The 13,245-nt window shown below is 37.5% G+C and carries 11 protein-coding genes and 5 pseudogenes; 3 read left to right on the top strand and 13 right to left on the bottom strand.

Annotation, left to right across the window (positions count from 1 at the left end; translation table 11 throughout):
• Window positions 1-2: 2 nt before the first annotated feature.
• The 5 genes and pseudogenes from AC4CUZ_RS08590 to AC4CUZ_RS08570 form a co-directional block, all read right to left on the bottom strand.
• A pseudogene (locus tag AC4CUZ_RS08590) lies at window positions 3-983 on the bottom strand (site-specific DNA-methyltransferase); the annotation flags it as partial.
• Between the two features lie 18 nt (window positions 984-1,001).
• Window positions 1,002-2,092, bottom strand: a protein-coding gene (locus tag AC4CUZ_RS08585; RefSeq protein WP_115736667.1) for an IS4-like element ISAba33 family transposase whose coding sequence is annotated in 2 segments (ribosomal slippage) — window positions 1,002-1,552 and window positions 1,552-2,092 — 1,092 coding nt in all. Because the reading frame shifts where the segments join, the coding sequence is not laid out codon by codon here.
• 38 nt (window positions 2,093-2,130) lie between these two features.
• On the bottom strand, window positions 2,131-2,730 hold the full coding sequence (locus AC4CUZ_RS08580) for a site-specific DNA-methyltransferase (protein ID WP_490747483.1): 600 nt from the start codon (window positions 2,728-2,730) through the stop codon (window positions 2,131-2,133).
• Between the two features lie 89 nt (window positions 2,731-2,819).
• Entirely contained in the window at window positions 2,820-4,070 is a 1,251-nt protein-coding gene (locus AC4CUZ_RS08575; RefSeq protein ID WP_490747482.1) for a hypothetical protein, read from the bottom strand.
• Between the two features lie 113 nt (window positions 4,071-4,183).
• A pseudogene (locus tag AC4CUZ_RS08570) lies at window positions 4,184-4,330 on the bottom strand (transcription elongation factor GreB); the annotation flags it as partial.
• A gap of 364 nt (window positions 4,331-4,694) precedes the next feature.
• On the opposite strand from AC4CUZ_RS08570, the gene AC4CUZ_RS08565 reads away from it, so the two are divergent.
• Window positions 4,695-5,807 (top strand): MltF family protein, encoded by a 1,113-nt coding sequence (locus tag AC4CUZ_RS08565; protein ID WP_148825666.1) that lies wholly within the window; start codon window positions 4,695-4,697, stop codon window positions 5,805-5,807.
• A 66-nt stretch (window positions 5,808-5,873) separates the two neighbouring features.
• Here the strand turns inward: AC4CUZ_RS08565 and AC4CUZ_RS08560 are convergent, their stop codons facing one another.
• A complete protein-coding gene (locus AC4CUZ_RS08560; RefSeq protein WP_004695646.1) occupies window positions 5,874-6,257 on the bottom strand; it encodes an SCP2 sterol-binding domain-containing protein in 384 nt (127 codons plus the stop codon).
• A gap of 227 nt (window positions 6,258-6,484) precedes the next feature.
• Window positions 6,485-7,408: a tRNA 2-thiocytidine(32) synthetase TtcA gene (gene ttcA / locus AC4CUZ_RS08555; RefSeq protein WP_004695645.1), complete on the bottom strand. Its 924-nt coding sequence runs from the start codon at window positions 7,406-7,408 to the stop codon at window positions 6,485-6,487.
• Between the two features lie 502 nt (window positions 7,409-7,910).
• Between ttcA and AC4CUZ_RS08550 the strand changes: the two genes are divergently transcribed.
• A complete protein-coding gene (locus AC4CUZ_RS08550; RefSeq protein ID WP_419381399.1) occupies window positions 7,911-8,783 on the top strand; it encodes a lytic transglycosylase domain-containing protein in 873 nt (290 codons plus the stop codon).
• Window positions 8,784-8,900: 117 nt separating this feature from the next.
• Window positions 8,901-9,806, top strand: coding sequence for a protease HtpX (gene htpX / locus AC4CUZ_RS08545; RefSeq protein ID WP_490747481.1), 906 nt, complete (start codon window positions 8,901-8,903; stop codon window positions 9,804-9,806).
• A gap of 52 nt (window positions 9,807-9,858) precedes the next feature.
• Here htpX and AC4CUZ_RS08540 read toward each other — a convergent pair.
• The 6 genes and pseudogenes from AC4CUZ_RS08540 to AC4CUZ_RS08515 form a co-directional block, all read right to left on the bottom strand.
• Window positions 9,859-10,917: pseudogene (locus tag AC4CUZ_RS08540) on the bottom strand (IS4 family transposase); the annotation flags it as partial.
• 12 nt (window positions 10,918-10,929) lie between these two features.
• A pseudogene (locus tag AC4CUZ_RS08535) lies at window positions 10,930-11,403 on the bottom strand (IS630 family transposase); the annotation flags it as partial.
• Window positions 11,404-11,420: 17 nt separating this feature from the next.
• Window positions 11,421-11,768, bottom strand: coding sequence for an IS630 transposase-related protein (locus tag AC4CUZ_RS08530; RefSeq protein ID WP_039890557.1), 348 nt, complete (start codon window positions 11,766-11,768; stop codon window positions 11,421-11,423).
• Between the two features lie 34 nt (window positions 11,769-11,802).
• Window positions 11,803-12,051, bottom strand: a pseudogene (locus tag AC4CUZ_RS08525) (transposase domain-containing protein); the annotation flags it as partial.
• A 114-nt stretch (window positions 12,052-12,165) separates the two neighbouring features.
• Entirely contained in the window at window positions 12,166-12,531 is a 366-nt protein-coding gene (locus AC4CUZ_RS08520) for a bleomycin resistance protein (protein WP_201952079.1), read from the bottom strand.
• A 6-nt stretch (window positions 12,532-12,537) separates the two neighbouring features.
• Window positions 12,538-13,131 carry a DUF4112 domain-containing protein gene (locus AC4CUZ_RS08515; protein ID WP_201952082.1) on the bottom strand — a complete coding sequence of 198 codons (594 nt, stop codon included), beginning with the start codon at window positions 13,129-13,131 and terminating at the stop codon, window positions 12,538-12,540.
• Window positions 13,132-13,245: the final 114 nt, after the last annotated feature.

The raw sequence follows: 13,245 nt of genomic DNA, 5'->3' as shown, positions 1-13,245 counted from the left end.
CCTTACTGAGCTTGGTTGCCATAAAGCGAATATGGGATTTGTTTAAACTCAATGTCTAGAGCTTCAAGTCGGGCATCTCCAAGTCGTGATGCTTCGCCTATAACCACTCGTTTACCTTCATGCGCATGACATTCATTTAAGTAATTTAAAATAGATAAAGTTAAGACATTACCGCCATTTGGTCGTCTGTCACCTAAAATGCCGTTATAGAGAAGATAGTAAGCAACACCGTCATGTGTGCCTAAATATGGGGTATCAAAGCTTTCTGTTTGATTTAGAGCTGTTTTGGTTTGAAGCCACCAAATATAGCTTGCGAGGTCTTTAAACTTTACCTCTGTATTTAAGAAACCTTGATCATCAAATACGGGATTGCCTAAAGTGTAGAAGCTGAAACCGCCGCCACCTTGCCAATTCACAGTTAAAGAAATACCACCTTGTTCACCATCAATGACTTTTTCAAGACGTGGAATAATATGAGTTTTTGCATGTTCACCCATTTCAATTCCAATATAACGACGGGACATTTTATGAGCGACAGCAGCCGTTGTGCCTGATCCCAAGAAAGAGTCCAATACAATATCCCCTTTATTTGAAGCAATATGTATTATCTTTTCCATTAGACGTTCTGGTTTTGGGCTAGAAAATGTATCATCTTTACCAAACAAAAACTGACTTTCTTTTTTAGCTTCATCTGTATGTCCATGATCTTCATGATTCCACCATGTCCAAGGTACTACACCCTCAACTTCAGATAGATAACGGATAATATTTGGTTGAGTGTCACCATTTTTTCCAAAATAAATCCGTCCTTGGGCAAGAAGCTTTTTGAACTCAGGTTCAATAGTTGACCAACAGCGGCCTTCAGGTGGAATATGTTTAGTGCCATCTGGTGAATAAATAGGATACATCTGATTAGGTCTAAATCCTTGAGCTGTCATTGGAATACCACGCCATCTTCCCCGAGGATCATTATTAGGATTTTTCTCTGTACACGACAAATTTCATAGGATCCTTGTCCTATCAGGCTTTTTCTTTCTTAAAATTGCTAGCACTTTCTTAAATTCTTCTTTTTTTCCAAAACCAATCAAACGTAGAATAGCCATTTGAACATAGTCCAAACCGTAGCGAAATAAACTTACTGAAAGTCGTCCATGCTTCTTTATTTTTATCGCTTTTTTTCGATCATGTTGCCATTCACCTGTTAAATAGCACCAACAGAAACCGATAGCTAGCACTGCTATCAATTTCTTGACTCGTCCAGGGTCTGTTAAACGAGTATTTTCAAGATTGAATCCACGTCCTTTGAGACAACTAAATAAGGTTTCGATTTCCCAGCGTAATGCATAATCACGAATAGCAGAAGCATTAAACATAGGAGAAACAACAAGTAAAAGTTCTCCATCTTCTAATCGTAGCGCACTAATATACAGTTTTACTCGACCAACCCAAATACGTCGTTTACGACATTCAGTTTGACCAACTTGAAGATGACGAAATAAATCACTAATTTTATGATTCCTGGCTAAGTGATTGGTCACAATAAAGTTTTTTTAACACGTATACAGAAGTTAATGTCATTTTCAATTAACCATGTAAACCATTTCTCACCGATAAATTCTCTGTCTGCGAACACATTCACAATACGGTCTTTACCAAAAATAGAGATAAAGCGTTGAATCAAAGCAATACGCTCTTTTGTATCTGAATTTCCACGTTTATTGAGCAATGTCCAAACAATAGGTATCGCTATTCCACGATAGACGATGGCTAACATCAAGATATTGATATCTCGTTTTCCCCATTTCCAATTGGTTCTATCTAAAGTCAGTTGCACTTTGTCGAATGAAAATATATTGAAAATTAACTGAGAAATTTGACGATAATCAAAATACTGACCTGCAAAGAAGCGTTGTATACGTCGATAAAATGATTGTGGTAAGCACTTGATGGGTAAGGCTTTAGATGCAGAAGAAAGATTACATGTCTGTTTTACAATTAATGCAATCATAATCAGTGTAAAACATTTTACATGTGACTTGTTCCACTTTAGATATTTGTTTAAGATGAGATGTAACTCATTGAAATGTGTCATCATATTCGTCGTCAGAAAACAAGTATTATGCCATTATTTCAATGAGTTATCTTTTTTTGTCGTGTACAAAGAGGATTTTTATAAACTTTAGCTTGTGCTTCACTCATAGGAACCAAATTTCGACTCTTTTTGAAGTTAGCACTATCTTTTGCATAAACTAATAAGTGATCATGTGCATCGCCTATAGCTTCACGGTTTTCTCTTGAATAACGTTTCTGCCATACAATATTTGCTACAAAATTCTTCCTTGTGAACACTTCATCACATAAAACTTTTAAATAATGTGCTTCGTTATCATCTACTGTAATCCAAAGGGAACCATCCTCTGCCAAAAGTTCTTTTAGCAATTGTAGGCGTGGATACATCATGGAAAGCCATTGAGCATGTTCTAACTTATCGTCATAGTGTTCAAAAGCTGATTGTGTGTTGTATGGTGGGTCGATAAAAATACATTTCACCTGTCCACCATAAAGTGGTAACAATGCTTTCAAAGCTTGAAGATTATCCCCTTGAATGATGAGGTTTTTTTTCGCTTGCTCTTCATCACCAAAAGATTTTTCGAATTTTAAGAGATGATAGGGCACATTGGTGGCTGTTTCTTCAGCTTGGTTGCGGTTAACCCAATCTAATAAAGGCATAACAATACTGAATAAAAATAAGAATTACCTTTATCTTATCAAAATGCCCTTAATGAAAGAGTAAAGCAGCCTTTATTTTTTTAAATATTTTATACGTCATCTTGTATTCCAGCCGATTCAACCCACAAAGCCAAAATTTCGCTAGGTGTAAATTTCTCCCATTTCTGATTATTTTTAATTATATTGTTAGCAATAAAAAACTCTAATTCTGAATATTCCCAATCAATCGGAAGTTGCTTAGTGTAAAGAGTACGATTCGCATCCATCTCAATCCTATTTAAAAAATTCTCTATGTTTCTAATATATAAATTAGAATTAATATAATTAAATTTGCCTTCAAAAAAATGTTCATACTTATCTAAATTAGAGGTTGTTTTAATAGCTTGGTAGTTTAAAATATTATAAATAGTTTCTAAATTGTATTTTTTTGCCATCCCAATTAAAATAAAATTAAAAGCATTATTTTTATTTATTTTAATATGATTTCTAAAACAAACCTGATCAATAAGAACACCAATTTCCCAAAACCGCTTATTGAATATAAATTTTTCTACTTCCCTAATATCTTCAATTGTCATCATTTCTTTTTGAAGAGTTTTTAAAATTTCAATCATCCAATCTTCCAAACAATTAAATTCAGATGGAATTAGAATAATGCACTGACAATCAAAATTTAGTTTTAAAGTTTTTTCTACTTCATTAATCAAAATATGATCAAAAAGATTTGAATATTTCATATAAATTGAACGTAGTTTTGCTTGCTTACCAGAAAGTTCTATGGAACCTTCACAAACTTGTATATATCCTTTCTTAATAACATTATCAACCACCTCCCCCCCACCATTAGTTCTAACAACTGTATTATAATTCCAGCTTTTAACAATACCTTTATTCTTAATATAATTTTCAATTAAGACATACAAATATATATTTTCTAAATAACTTAATTTTTTAAATTGGTAGGATTCATCTTTAATTTTAATATCTGCATTTAAATCAGAAATCAATTTTTTTGTCATTTTTAAAGCATTAGATTTTTCACATTCTGCACAGGAAATTTCTTTTTTTAAAAAGTTTAATTGAAGATATTTAAAAGATGGTCGATCATTTGCTTTGTATTCTTCATAGCAAAGATTACAAACTTTTATTTTTTTTACTTCAAGAAAACCAGCCTTTCTAACCTTCTTCAATAATTCATTAGGGCTAATTACTTCATATTTCTTAAGTAAGTCATTAATTGTATAAGAATATTTATAATTATCATCAAACCGCCAATAATCTAAAAGCAATTCAGTATTTGATGAACAATTTTCGATAACTTCTAAATTCAATTTTTTCATTTGGTTCTCGTATATCTTTTTTTAAATAGTATATAAGAATAGTATGTATACTATTTTTAAGTCATTGATTTATGAATATTAAATTTAATAAAGTATAAAAAATGGGGTTATAATTTAAAATCCGCGTTTTCACTACGGTCGCCAAGGCTCGCCGCCCAGTTTACTTTCTTGGTAATTTCAGGGCGTTCTTCATGCCAAAGCTGCTTTAATTCCGCCACCAATTTGTCGTGACCTGCACGTGTAATTAAGTTTGATTTCATGATGAATGCCGTCTAAATCTGCTTATTGATTTACAACAAAGGATTATTTTATCCCTTATTTCTCCACAACAGAAGTTTATAAAATAAATTCCTGAATTAAATTAAATTGTTATGTTACATTTTTCAAAAAAATATTGCACAAAATTTGACACTTTTAAAATTGATATATATTATGCGCACATCTTAAATTAGTTGCCTATTTTTTAATCTATGTAGTTTTTCTACATAATCTTCTTAATCCCATGTCATTTTGAATGACGTCATGAATGCCCAACCTCTTATTGAATTTAGACAACTTGAACTCGTTTTAAGGCATGTTTTGCCTTTGCGTTCTAGGGCATAAATTACTTGTAGCGGAGACAACATGCACAGTAGTTCAACTTCTGGATCGAGGCTTTGCCTTAATTCATTAACTTTCTCTCTCCCGTTGAAAGCCCTTGCTTTAAGTACTTTGTTAATTCCATTTCATAGTATTAATGCAAGTAAGACCTACCAATATGATAACGTCGTCAATCATAATAAATTGACTGTCGTTTCAGTGGAAAACCCAACGACCGTTTTTAAAGATGGTCAGCATTTGCATGGTTTTGGTTATGACCTTGCACGTAACTATGCAGACAGCTTAAATGTAAAGCTAGACTTCAAAACCGTCCCCGATAATGCTACAGCACTTAAATGGGTAGCACAGGGCAAAGCAAATTTTGCAATGACGACGGCAAGTGTTCAAACGATTGAGCAAAAAAGTCTCGCAACCTTTTCTGCTACTTGTGGTGATTTAAACGTTTTACGTAAAAATGGCCTCAATACTGAGCTGAACTGGGTGTTTAAACATGCGAATGATCCATTGACGCAAACGGCGAGTGGATTTGTCTGCCGTGGTAAACAATCTGGTTCAATTGGTCAATTAGCCTCTTTTTACAACCGTAATGTCGTGAAGCCTGAAAACTGGAATACGATTCAACGCGATTTGCGTCAGCGTATGCCAATCTATAAGGCCAGTTTTAAAAGCACAGCGCAAAAGTACGATTTAGATTGGCACTTATTGGCAGCGATTGGTTATCAAGAGTCTTATCTTAAACCGAACTCCATTTCTCCCACGGGTGTCCGCGGTTTGATGATGTTGACCAATAGCACAGCCAAAGCCATGGGTGTAAGTAACCGTACCGATCCAGCGCAAAGCATTCAAGGTGGTGCTAAGTACTACGACCAAATGCTGAGTCGCTATGAGGATATCCCCTTCCCTGACCGTAACTGGTATGCATTGGTTGCGTACAATATGGGACCGGGTGCGGTGAATCAGATTCAAAAACGGATTCAGGCACAAGGTAAAGACCCTAATAACTGGCTCAATTTGTATGCTTACTTACAACAGAACCAAGCAAAGAATGGCCGTTACCGTCAAGCACTACAGTATGTGACACGTATCCGTGCTTATCTTGAACATATTAAAACCACGCCGCAGTTGGTCAATATCTAAAAGATCCTCTCTATCGGCATAAAAAAAGCTTACCTATAAAGGTAAGCTTTTTTTATTTCAGAACACTTAAGCTGTTTGCTCAAGCACTTTCTTAAATAAATCTTTTTGCTCTTGGCTTGGCTTCGCTGTTTGCAATGCCATCAACTGTGACATATCGCCTTGAACTTTTATTTTACCCGTCATGAACGCTTGCATTGCTGCAGCCATATCAAACTCAAGGAACACTTTACGTAGTGTTTCAGCATCCATGTTCAAAGTTGTTTTCGCGTTTGAAGACAAGCCTTTTTTAATTGCGCCGCCATCTAAAGATAACTCGGTATTACCCGCATTGTCAGCAACAACTAAGTTAATTGCAAGATTCGCAAGTGCTGGCGGCAGGTTCAGATTTCCCGCTTGAGCAGTTAATGTTTCTACAGTTGAAAACCAATCATCAGTTAAAAAAGCAGGCATGATGTTTCCTCAATTCTTTGTTCGTTGTGTGCTGCCTATCCAGACGGCATCATTGTGAAGCTAAATACGCTCGGAGATTGTTATAGCATGTATATCCTACATGTGCCTAAAGTTTTTTGTACGTACCGTTCATATTTTATATTTCTTATACAAAGTTTATCAAAATCATCCACATAAAAAAAACACCAATCATTGATTGGTGTTTTGCATTGGCTTAACTGACAAAATTAGTCTGCTGCAAAGCCAAGATTAACCATGTTAATGCGTTTGTTCTCTGGTTCATCTTCCGTTGAACAACTTTCACCTTTAAAGTCGAATTCACGTTCGCTATCTAACGCTTCAAAGTCGAATAACTCACGGTCTGCCAGCTGCGATGGCGAGACATTTTGCAAGGCACCAAAAATACTGTGTAGACGCTTTGGATGTGCTTTATCCCACTCACGCAACATGTCATTTAACATGGCACGTTGCAGATTTTCCTGAGAACCACACAAGTTACACGGAATAATCGGGAACTGGCGCATTTCAGCATATTTAATAATGTCTTTTTCTTCCACATAAGCCAGTGGGCGAATTAAGATGTTCTTTTTATCTGAGGATAACAATTTAGGAGGCATCGCCTTTAAGCTGCCGCCATGGAATAAGTTCAAGAAGAAGGTCGCCAAGATATCATCACGGTGATGCCCCAACGCCACTTTGGTCGCGCCAATTTCTTGCGCAAAGCCGTATAAAGAGCCACGGCGTAAGCGTGAACAGACTGCACAGTAGGTTTTGCCTTCAGGCGTTAAACGTTTGGTGATGCTGTAGGTGTCTTTTTCTAAGATATAGTAGGGAATATTATTCTCTTCTAAATAACGTGGTAACACGTCCTCAGGGAAACCGGGTTGCTTCTGGTCCAAATTCACAGCCACCACATCAAAATTGATCGGTGCAATGCGTTTAAACTGCAACATAATATCGAGCAAGGTATAACTGTCCTTACCACCGGAAATGCAGACCATCACTTTATCGCCTTCTTCGATCATTTTAAAATCGCGAATGGCATGACCCACCTGACGGCGTAACTTTTTCAACAGACGATAATACGCAGAGCTAGTGGGTAGTTCTGGTTTAAAATTAAATCCCTGATTGGACTCAACTGGCGAGAACATAGACGAGTTAAACCTTAAAAAAAATACCGCGCAATTTTATCCGATTCACAGCCATCTCGCACCTAAAGAATGTAAATTCTCATGAATTGTCATTGCTGTCATATTCATGTATTGAAATCGGTTTAACTTTGAACGATTGCGTTCAAATTTTAGCTGAACTGCTTATGTTTTGGACTTTTCCACATTTTTCCACAAAAGCTGGGGATAACTTTGTGGATTCTAATCGACTTGACAGGGTGTTCCCCCCACTCTTTAAGGCTTCTATTTAAATTGATCATTTTTTGATCAATTTATTTACTATTAAATTTCAATAACTTAACCCAGTCAAGCAATCCTCATTAAAAATAAATTAATTATTTTTTTTGATTAATTGCTCAACAATTTGACTTGATTTTTACAAAGACATAGATTTTTTGAACTTAAAATAGTTTCAGACGGTTCTTTTTTTGCTAAACTCATTTCTAGTCACTGAAATCGATTTTTTTACGATTAATAATAGATAATGAAAAATAAGCTGCTTTTGAGTCGTTTTTACGTTTTGGGGTGTATGACGATTTCGTTCATGGCACTGGATTGTCACGCGGGTCAAACCATCTACCAATTGAGAGATTCCAACGGCACGACCTTGTTAACCAATAAACAAAGTCGTTATAGCAACTTAAAAGTCGAAAAGAAAACCTATTATCCAGACAGTAATATCCACAGTTATAGTAACTGGGGGGCTTCTGAATCTTCAGTGTTGCCCAGTTATAGTCGTAACAAAAATGCTTTTGACCACATTATTCGCCAAGCGGCTCAAACCCATGGCGTTTCTGAAGGCTTAATTAAAGCAGTTATGCATACCGAATCAGGCTTTAATGTCAACGCACGCTCACCTGTTGGGGCTCAGGGGCTTATGCAACTCATGCCTGCGACAGCACGGCGCTTTAATGTGTCTAATGCATATGATCCACAGCAGAACATAAATGCAGGTGCAAAGTATTTGGCATGGCTGATGAAACGCTTTAACGGCAACACCAGTCTTGCGCTTGCAGGCTACAATGCTGGCGAAGGCAATGTACAAAAGTATGGTGGCATTCCACCCTTCCGTGAAACTCAAGACTATGTTCGCCGTGTGAGTAGCCGTTATAGCAATTTATATGCAGGCGGGATCAACATTTCTGCAGGCTCAAATAACACACCAGCCAATGCTCAAGTCATTGCCCAATCTGCACATTACGATGCAGACTCTTCTCCAAACACACAACTCAGTGTGAGTCGTAGCGCACCTTCACGTCAAATTATCCTCGCAGCTGATGGCAGTTTTACTGATGCGCCTGGTTCCTATGCCACGGCCAATGCAACCGCCTCTGCCCGCATCCAAATTTCAGAATAATTTTTATAGCAGTTTTATTATTTTTTCTTGAATTTTGATGAGTTTCACCTCATATTGAGATCAATGATTTTCGATTTATAAATCAGATTATTTTTTTATTATAAGAGGATTTTCTCAATGATGCGGATTGGTTTGTTCTTGCTAACCAACCTCGCGGTACTGGTTGTAGCTGGCATTATCTTGTCACTCTTCGGTGTCGGTAGTTACCATGGCGCGGGTGGCTTAAATCTAGGTAACCTACTGGTTATCTGTTTTGTCTTTGGTATGGTTGGCTCAATGATTTCTCTATTCATGTCAAAATGGATGGCGAAAAAAACAACTGGTACAGAGTTAATTGACCCCAATGCCCCGCGCAACCAAGCTGAAGCATGGTTGTTACAAGAAGTCGCTCAATTGGCGCAACGTTCTGGTATTAAAATGCCAGAAGTCGGTATTTTCCCGTCTTACCAATCTAATGCTTTTGCTACAGGTTGGAACAAGAACGATGCATTAGTTGCAGTTTCTACTGGCTTACTTGAGCGTATGAATAAAGACGAGCTTCGCGCAGTCTTGGCTCACGAAATTGGTCACGTGGCCAATGGTGACATGGTGACTTTGGCGCTGGTTCAAGGTGTCGTGAACGCCTTTGTGATGTTCTTTGCACGTGTCGCAGGTGATTTCATTGACCGTAATGTCTTTGGTCGTGAAGACGGTGAAGCACCAGGTTTAGCTTATTTTGCCATTACCATCGTGCTTGATATTGTCTTTGGTATTTTAGCTTCTGCAATCGTGATGTGGTTCTCCCGCTACCGCGAATATCGTGCAGATGAAGCAGGCGCGCGTCTTGCAGGCAAACAAGCAATGATTTCAGCCTTGTTACGTTTACAAGCCGAGTCACAACTTCCAGATGCGATGCCTAAAGAAATGAAAGCATTTGCAATCGCCGCAGGTCAAGAGCAAGGCTTTAGTTTAACTGCTTTGTTCCAAACCCACCCAACGATTGAACAACGTGTTGCTGCTTTACAACAGCTCGATTGTCCATAAACAATTCGTTGACTAGATTTTAAAAAGCCTCCGCATGGATAATGCCAGTCAGTTAAGAAATTGACTGGCATTTTCTTGGATATTTTTGTGCTTTAATTTTCACTACTCGCGGACATTGCCTTTGCCTTTTTTCAGGTAATACAAATATTTTAGATTGTTCAAATAATTGCGCTAAATGTTTGGGTAGGTTTCCTGCTGATTCTAAAGGTGTGTGCCTTAAGATATTGATAATACTCATAGATGCAACATGGAAACTGATCCTTAAAGGACTCACCTTTGCATGTTCAGCGATAAACCTCATCTGTCTTCTTAAGATATTATATGCAATAAATACCCCCCACAATTCTTGATAGACCAAATCAGGTTGTTTGCTTCTTAAAATCCTTGCATCCTGTAAATCACTTTTAATTTCCCGATAACACATTTCTATTTCCCAACGCTGGATATAAAGCATTGCAAGGTCTTTGAATGGATAAACTTTAGAATCTGTTAATGATGTAATGTAACGTCTTATTTTTCCTGCATATTCAACTTCAATTAAACGTGCTTCCCAATAGTCACCCAATGACGGATTTATCTTTTTTGCTCTTGCTGAAACAGGCATTTTGATCTGAAAGTCATGGGCCGCATTATGATGAATCACTTCATAACGCAGGTTGTCCTTTGCTCGCATCAACCAATGACTCTCTTCTGCCTGAGATTGCCAGCTCACTAAAAAATCAGCAGAGAAGTAAGCACGATCAAATAGGGTAATACTGCGAACTGGTGCTTTTAATTGACTGGCTAAGGTTAATTCACCTTGATCCATACTGCCCATTTGGGCATCAATCATTTCATGGGTATTGGTATTCACCAGGCAAGTCGCTCTAACTTGTGGGTAAGGTGCAGCTGCTGTTTTGCCTTTGGATGAACCAAAGTGCTTAAAGTTTTCTTCTGTATGAGGCATAGACCAAACCACACCATCTACAGCACAAACGCATAGACCGTGAAAGTTGCTATATTGTTGTTGTGAGTCTTTAAACCATGCCTGACTTAATGTCGAAAATAAAGCACTCATGGGTTCTAAGCCTAAGCGTTGTCTTGCTTGTACGGATGCACTCGGTACACAGTATAGTCAAACCGCTTAATTACCCATACACTCGTTAAAGAAACGACTAAAAAGCTTATCTATTGAGTTAACCAACCATTTTTTCCTTTTTGCTTTCACCCATGCCCACATTTTTTCAATAGGATTAAGGTCAGGACTATAAGGTGGTAACCAAAGTATTTGATGCCCATGTTGGCTTAATAGATCTTGTATATCTGGTCGTTTATGGAAGGCTGCATTGTCCATGACAATTACACTATTCGAGGGTAGTTCTGGTAATAAAAACTGATCTACCCAAAAATAAAATACATCCGAATTTACTTTGCTATCAAATAAACCCACTGCAAATAACTTACCCTCATGGATTGCTCCTATTGCATTGGTTTGATTTTTTAATTGCCAATTATATGTTCCATAACAAGGAGTTCCCTGTTTTGAATAACCATGAGGTCTATGTTCATGAGATTTAAATCCACTTTCATCAAGATAGATGATCGGGTGTTGATACCTTAATCGGTTTAAATCTTTTAAATACTGCTCTCTGAGTTCTGTTTTTGCTTTCGGGTGCCGTAAGGTCTTTTTTTAACTGTAATATTTAGACGCTTGAGCGCATCTCCAATTGTAGAAGTAGCACAACCAAAACGAGCAGCGCGTTCATATTGATAATCATCGGGATATTGCTCAACATCTGCACGTAAGGCATCATCATCAACTTTAGATGGTTTTCTTGGTCGAGTTCTTTTTATTTCGATTCGCTTTTTCCATTCGACAATTGTATTTTTATTAATTTCGAAGTGCTGAGCAACCGCTCGGATAGATTGACCTTCTTCAAGCTTGGCTAATATTTTTTTTCTAAAATGTATTGGATAACTCATATCAGTATTGTATTGGTTTTTTGACGTGTTGACTATATTCTGCCGTACCGAAAACAAGTTGCAATTGTTGAACCACATACCAAATCGGTTGATTTCGAAATAGAGCAAGTCCGATTACCAGCCAAACAACATGTTCAGCAGGCAGTTTTCTTTTTCGAATTGATGCTTTACCTGTTTGGTCTAAGCAATCCTCAATCCAGTTTAAATCAATCAATTCACTGAATTGTGAAAGTGAAGGTAAGGTTTGTTTTAATGTTAAATCTAGATTCTGAGATAAATTCATAAAAAAAGAGCGTATTTACATACGCTCTTTTTACAGCATTTTAACTTTTTTTGCTTAACTGACTGGCATTACTCCGCATGGAGGCTTTTTTTGTGACTCGGCATAAGAACATTTTTATTTAATCGTCACTTCGATACAGCGTAATAAACTGCCATTTGGGTCAATGATACAAAACTGGCGGAACTCGTCAAAATCCTGAATATCAGTCATACGAGCGCTTTCCCACAACGACCAATTCACTTTAGACCAGTATTCATAATAGGGTTGAATTTCCGCTACGCGAATACAGGCACTATGCCATGAACTATTTGGGTCTAAATGCGGATGATGGAAAAATTCCAGTGTCATTTCGCCCAAACGCAGAATCATCCACTCTGCAGACTGATAAACCAGATTAAAGCCCAAGCCTTGGTAAAATGAAGCGGTGCGCGCTAAATCAATCGCTGGCAAATTCGCCGTAATTTGACCTTCAAATTTCATCAGCGGCTATCCTAAGTTTAATTCCTGTAACCAATGCCACATCACACTACCACCCCACCACAATAAGCCAATAAAACACACCAAAAAGATCAGGCCAAACAAATCGGGGATGTGTAGCCAAAGCCATGCCACTACTGGATTTCGCCAAAATTCGGATTGTTGCTGTTTCTTTTCTAATTTTTCATGAAGAAAAGGATGCGTCACATGATGATCTGAATGGATTTGGTATTCTTCCCGAATATGGTCATGAACCACATCCAGTGCTTTACGACTCGGACGTATAAAAATATCAAACAATGTCCCTAGCACAGGGATAAAACCGACCACAGCGTCAATCATAGCCAGCTTCAATACTGGACTCAATTTCTCTTGCGGTACGCCAATTTGCTTGGCTTTATAAATGGCATAACACGTTAGGGCAAAACCAGCGATATCACCAGCAATCGGAACAGTACTCAACGCAGCATCAGCACCAACACCCTGCTTGGTGAACGGAATACGCACCACAGAATCCATCATATTGGCATATTTGGCCAAATCACGCTCTAAACGAATGACATCTTGCTGGCTCATTTTTTTTTGTTCTAAGGGTTCAGGCATGTTGTTACTGACCTCCATCATTTCAACCACATTAACATCATAAAACCACTGAATTATGCTGGTTTTTATGACTTTTTTCTGTGCTAACTTTGTGCTGAAACAATTGCTTATAAG

Source organism: Acinetobacter sp. 789_lipA (genome assembly GCF_058242845.1).
The sequence above is the reverse complement of the archived record's forward strand: the minus strand, read 5'-3'. Positions and strand labels throughout refer to the sequence as shown.

What these genes read in the sequence shown, in the direction of transcription:
- AC4CUZ_RS08575 (WP_490747482.1), bottom strand. Translation starts at nt 4,070, where the DNA reads ATGAAAAAATTGAATTTAGAAGTTATCGAAAATTGTTCATCAAATACT.
- AC4CUZ_RS08565 (WP_148825666.1), top strand. Translation starts at nt 4,695, where the DNA reads ATGCACAGTAGTTCAACTTCTGGATCGAGGCTTTGCCTTAATTCATTA.
- ttcA (WP_004695645.1), bottom strand. Translation starts at nt 7,408, where the DNA reads ATGTTCTCGCCAGTTGAGTCCAATCAGGGATTTAATTTTAAACCAGAA.
- AC4CUZ_RS08550 (WP_419381399.1), top strand. Translation starts at nt 7,911, where the DNA reads ATGAAAAATAAGCTGCTTTTGAGTCGTTTTTACGTTTTGGGGTGTATG.
- AC4CUZ_RS08580 (WP_490747483.1), bottom strand. Translation starts at nt 2,730, where the DNA reads ATGCCTTTATTAGATTGGGTTAACCGCAACCAAGCTGAAGAAACAGCC.
- AC4CUZ_RS08530 (WP_039890557.1), bottom strand. Translation starts at nt 11,768, where the DNA reads ATGAGTTATCCAATACATTTTAGAAAAAAAATATTAGCCAAGCTTGAA.
- AC4CUZ_RS08520 (WP_201952079.1), bottom strand. Translation starts at nt 12,531, where the DNA reads ATGAAATTTGAAGGTCAAATTACGGCGAATTTGCCAGCGATTGATTTA.
- htpX (WP_490747481.1), top strand. Translation starts at nt 8,901, where the DNA reads ATGATGCGGATTGGTTTGTTCTTGCTAACCAACCTCGCGGTACTGGTT.
- AC4CUZ_RS08560 (WP_004695646.1), bottom strand. Translation starts at nt 6,257, where the DNA reads ATGCCTGCTTTTTTAACTGATGATTGGTTTTCAACTGTAGAAACATTA.
- AC4CUZ_RS08515 (WP_201952082.1), bottom strand. Translation starts at nt 13,131, where the DNA reads ATGCCTGAACCCTTAGAACAAAAAAAAATGAGCCAGCAAGATGTCATT.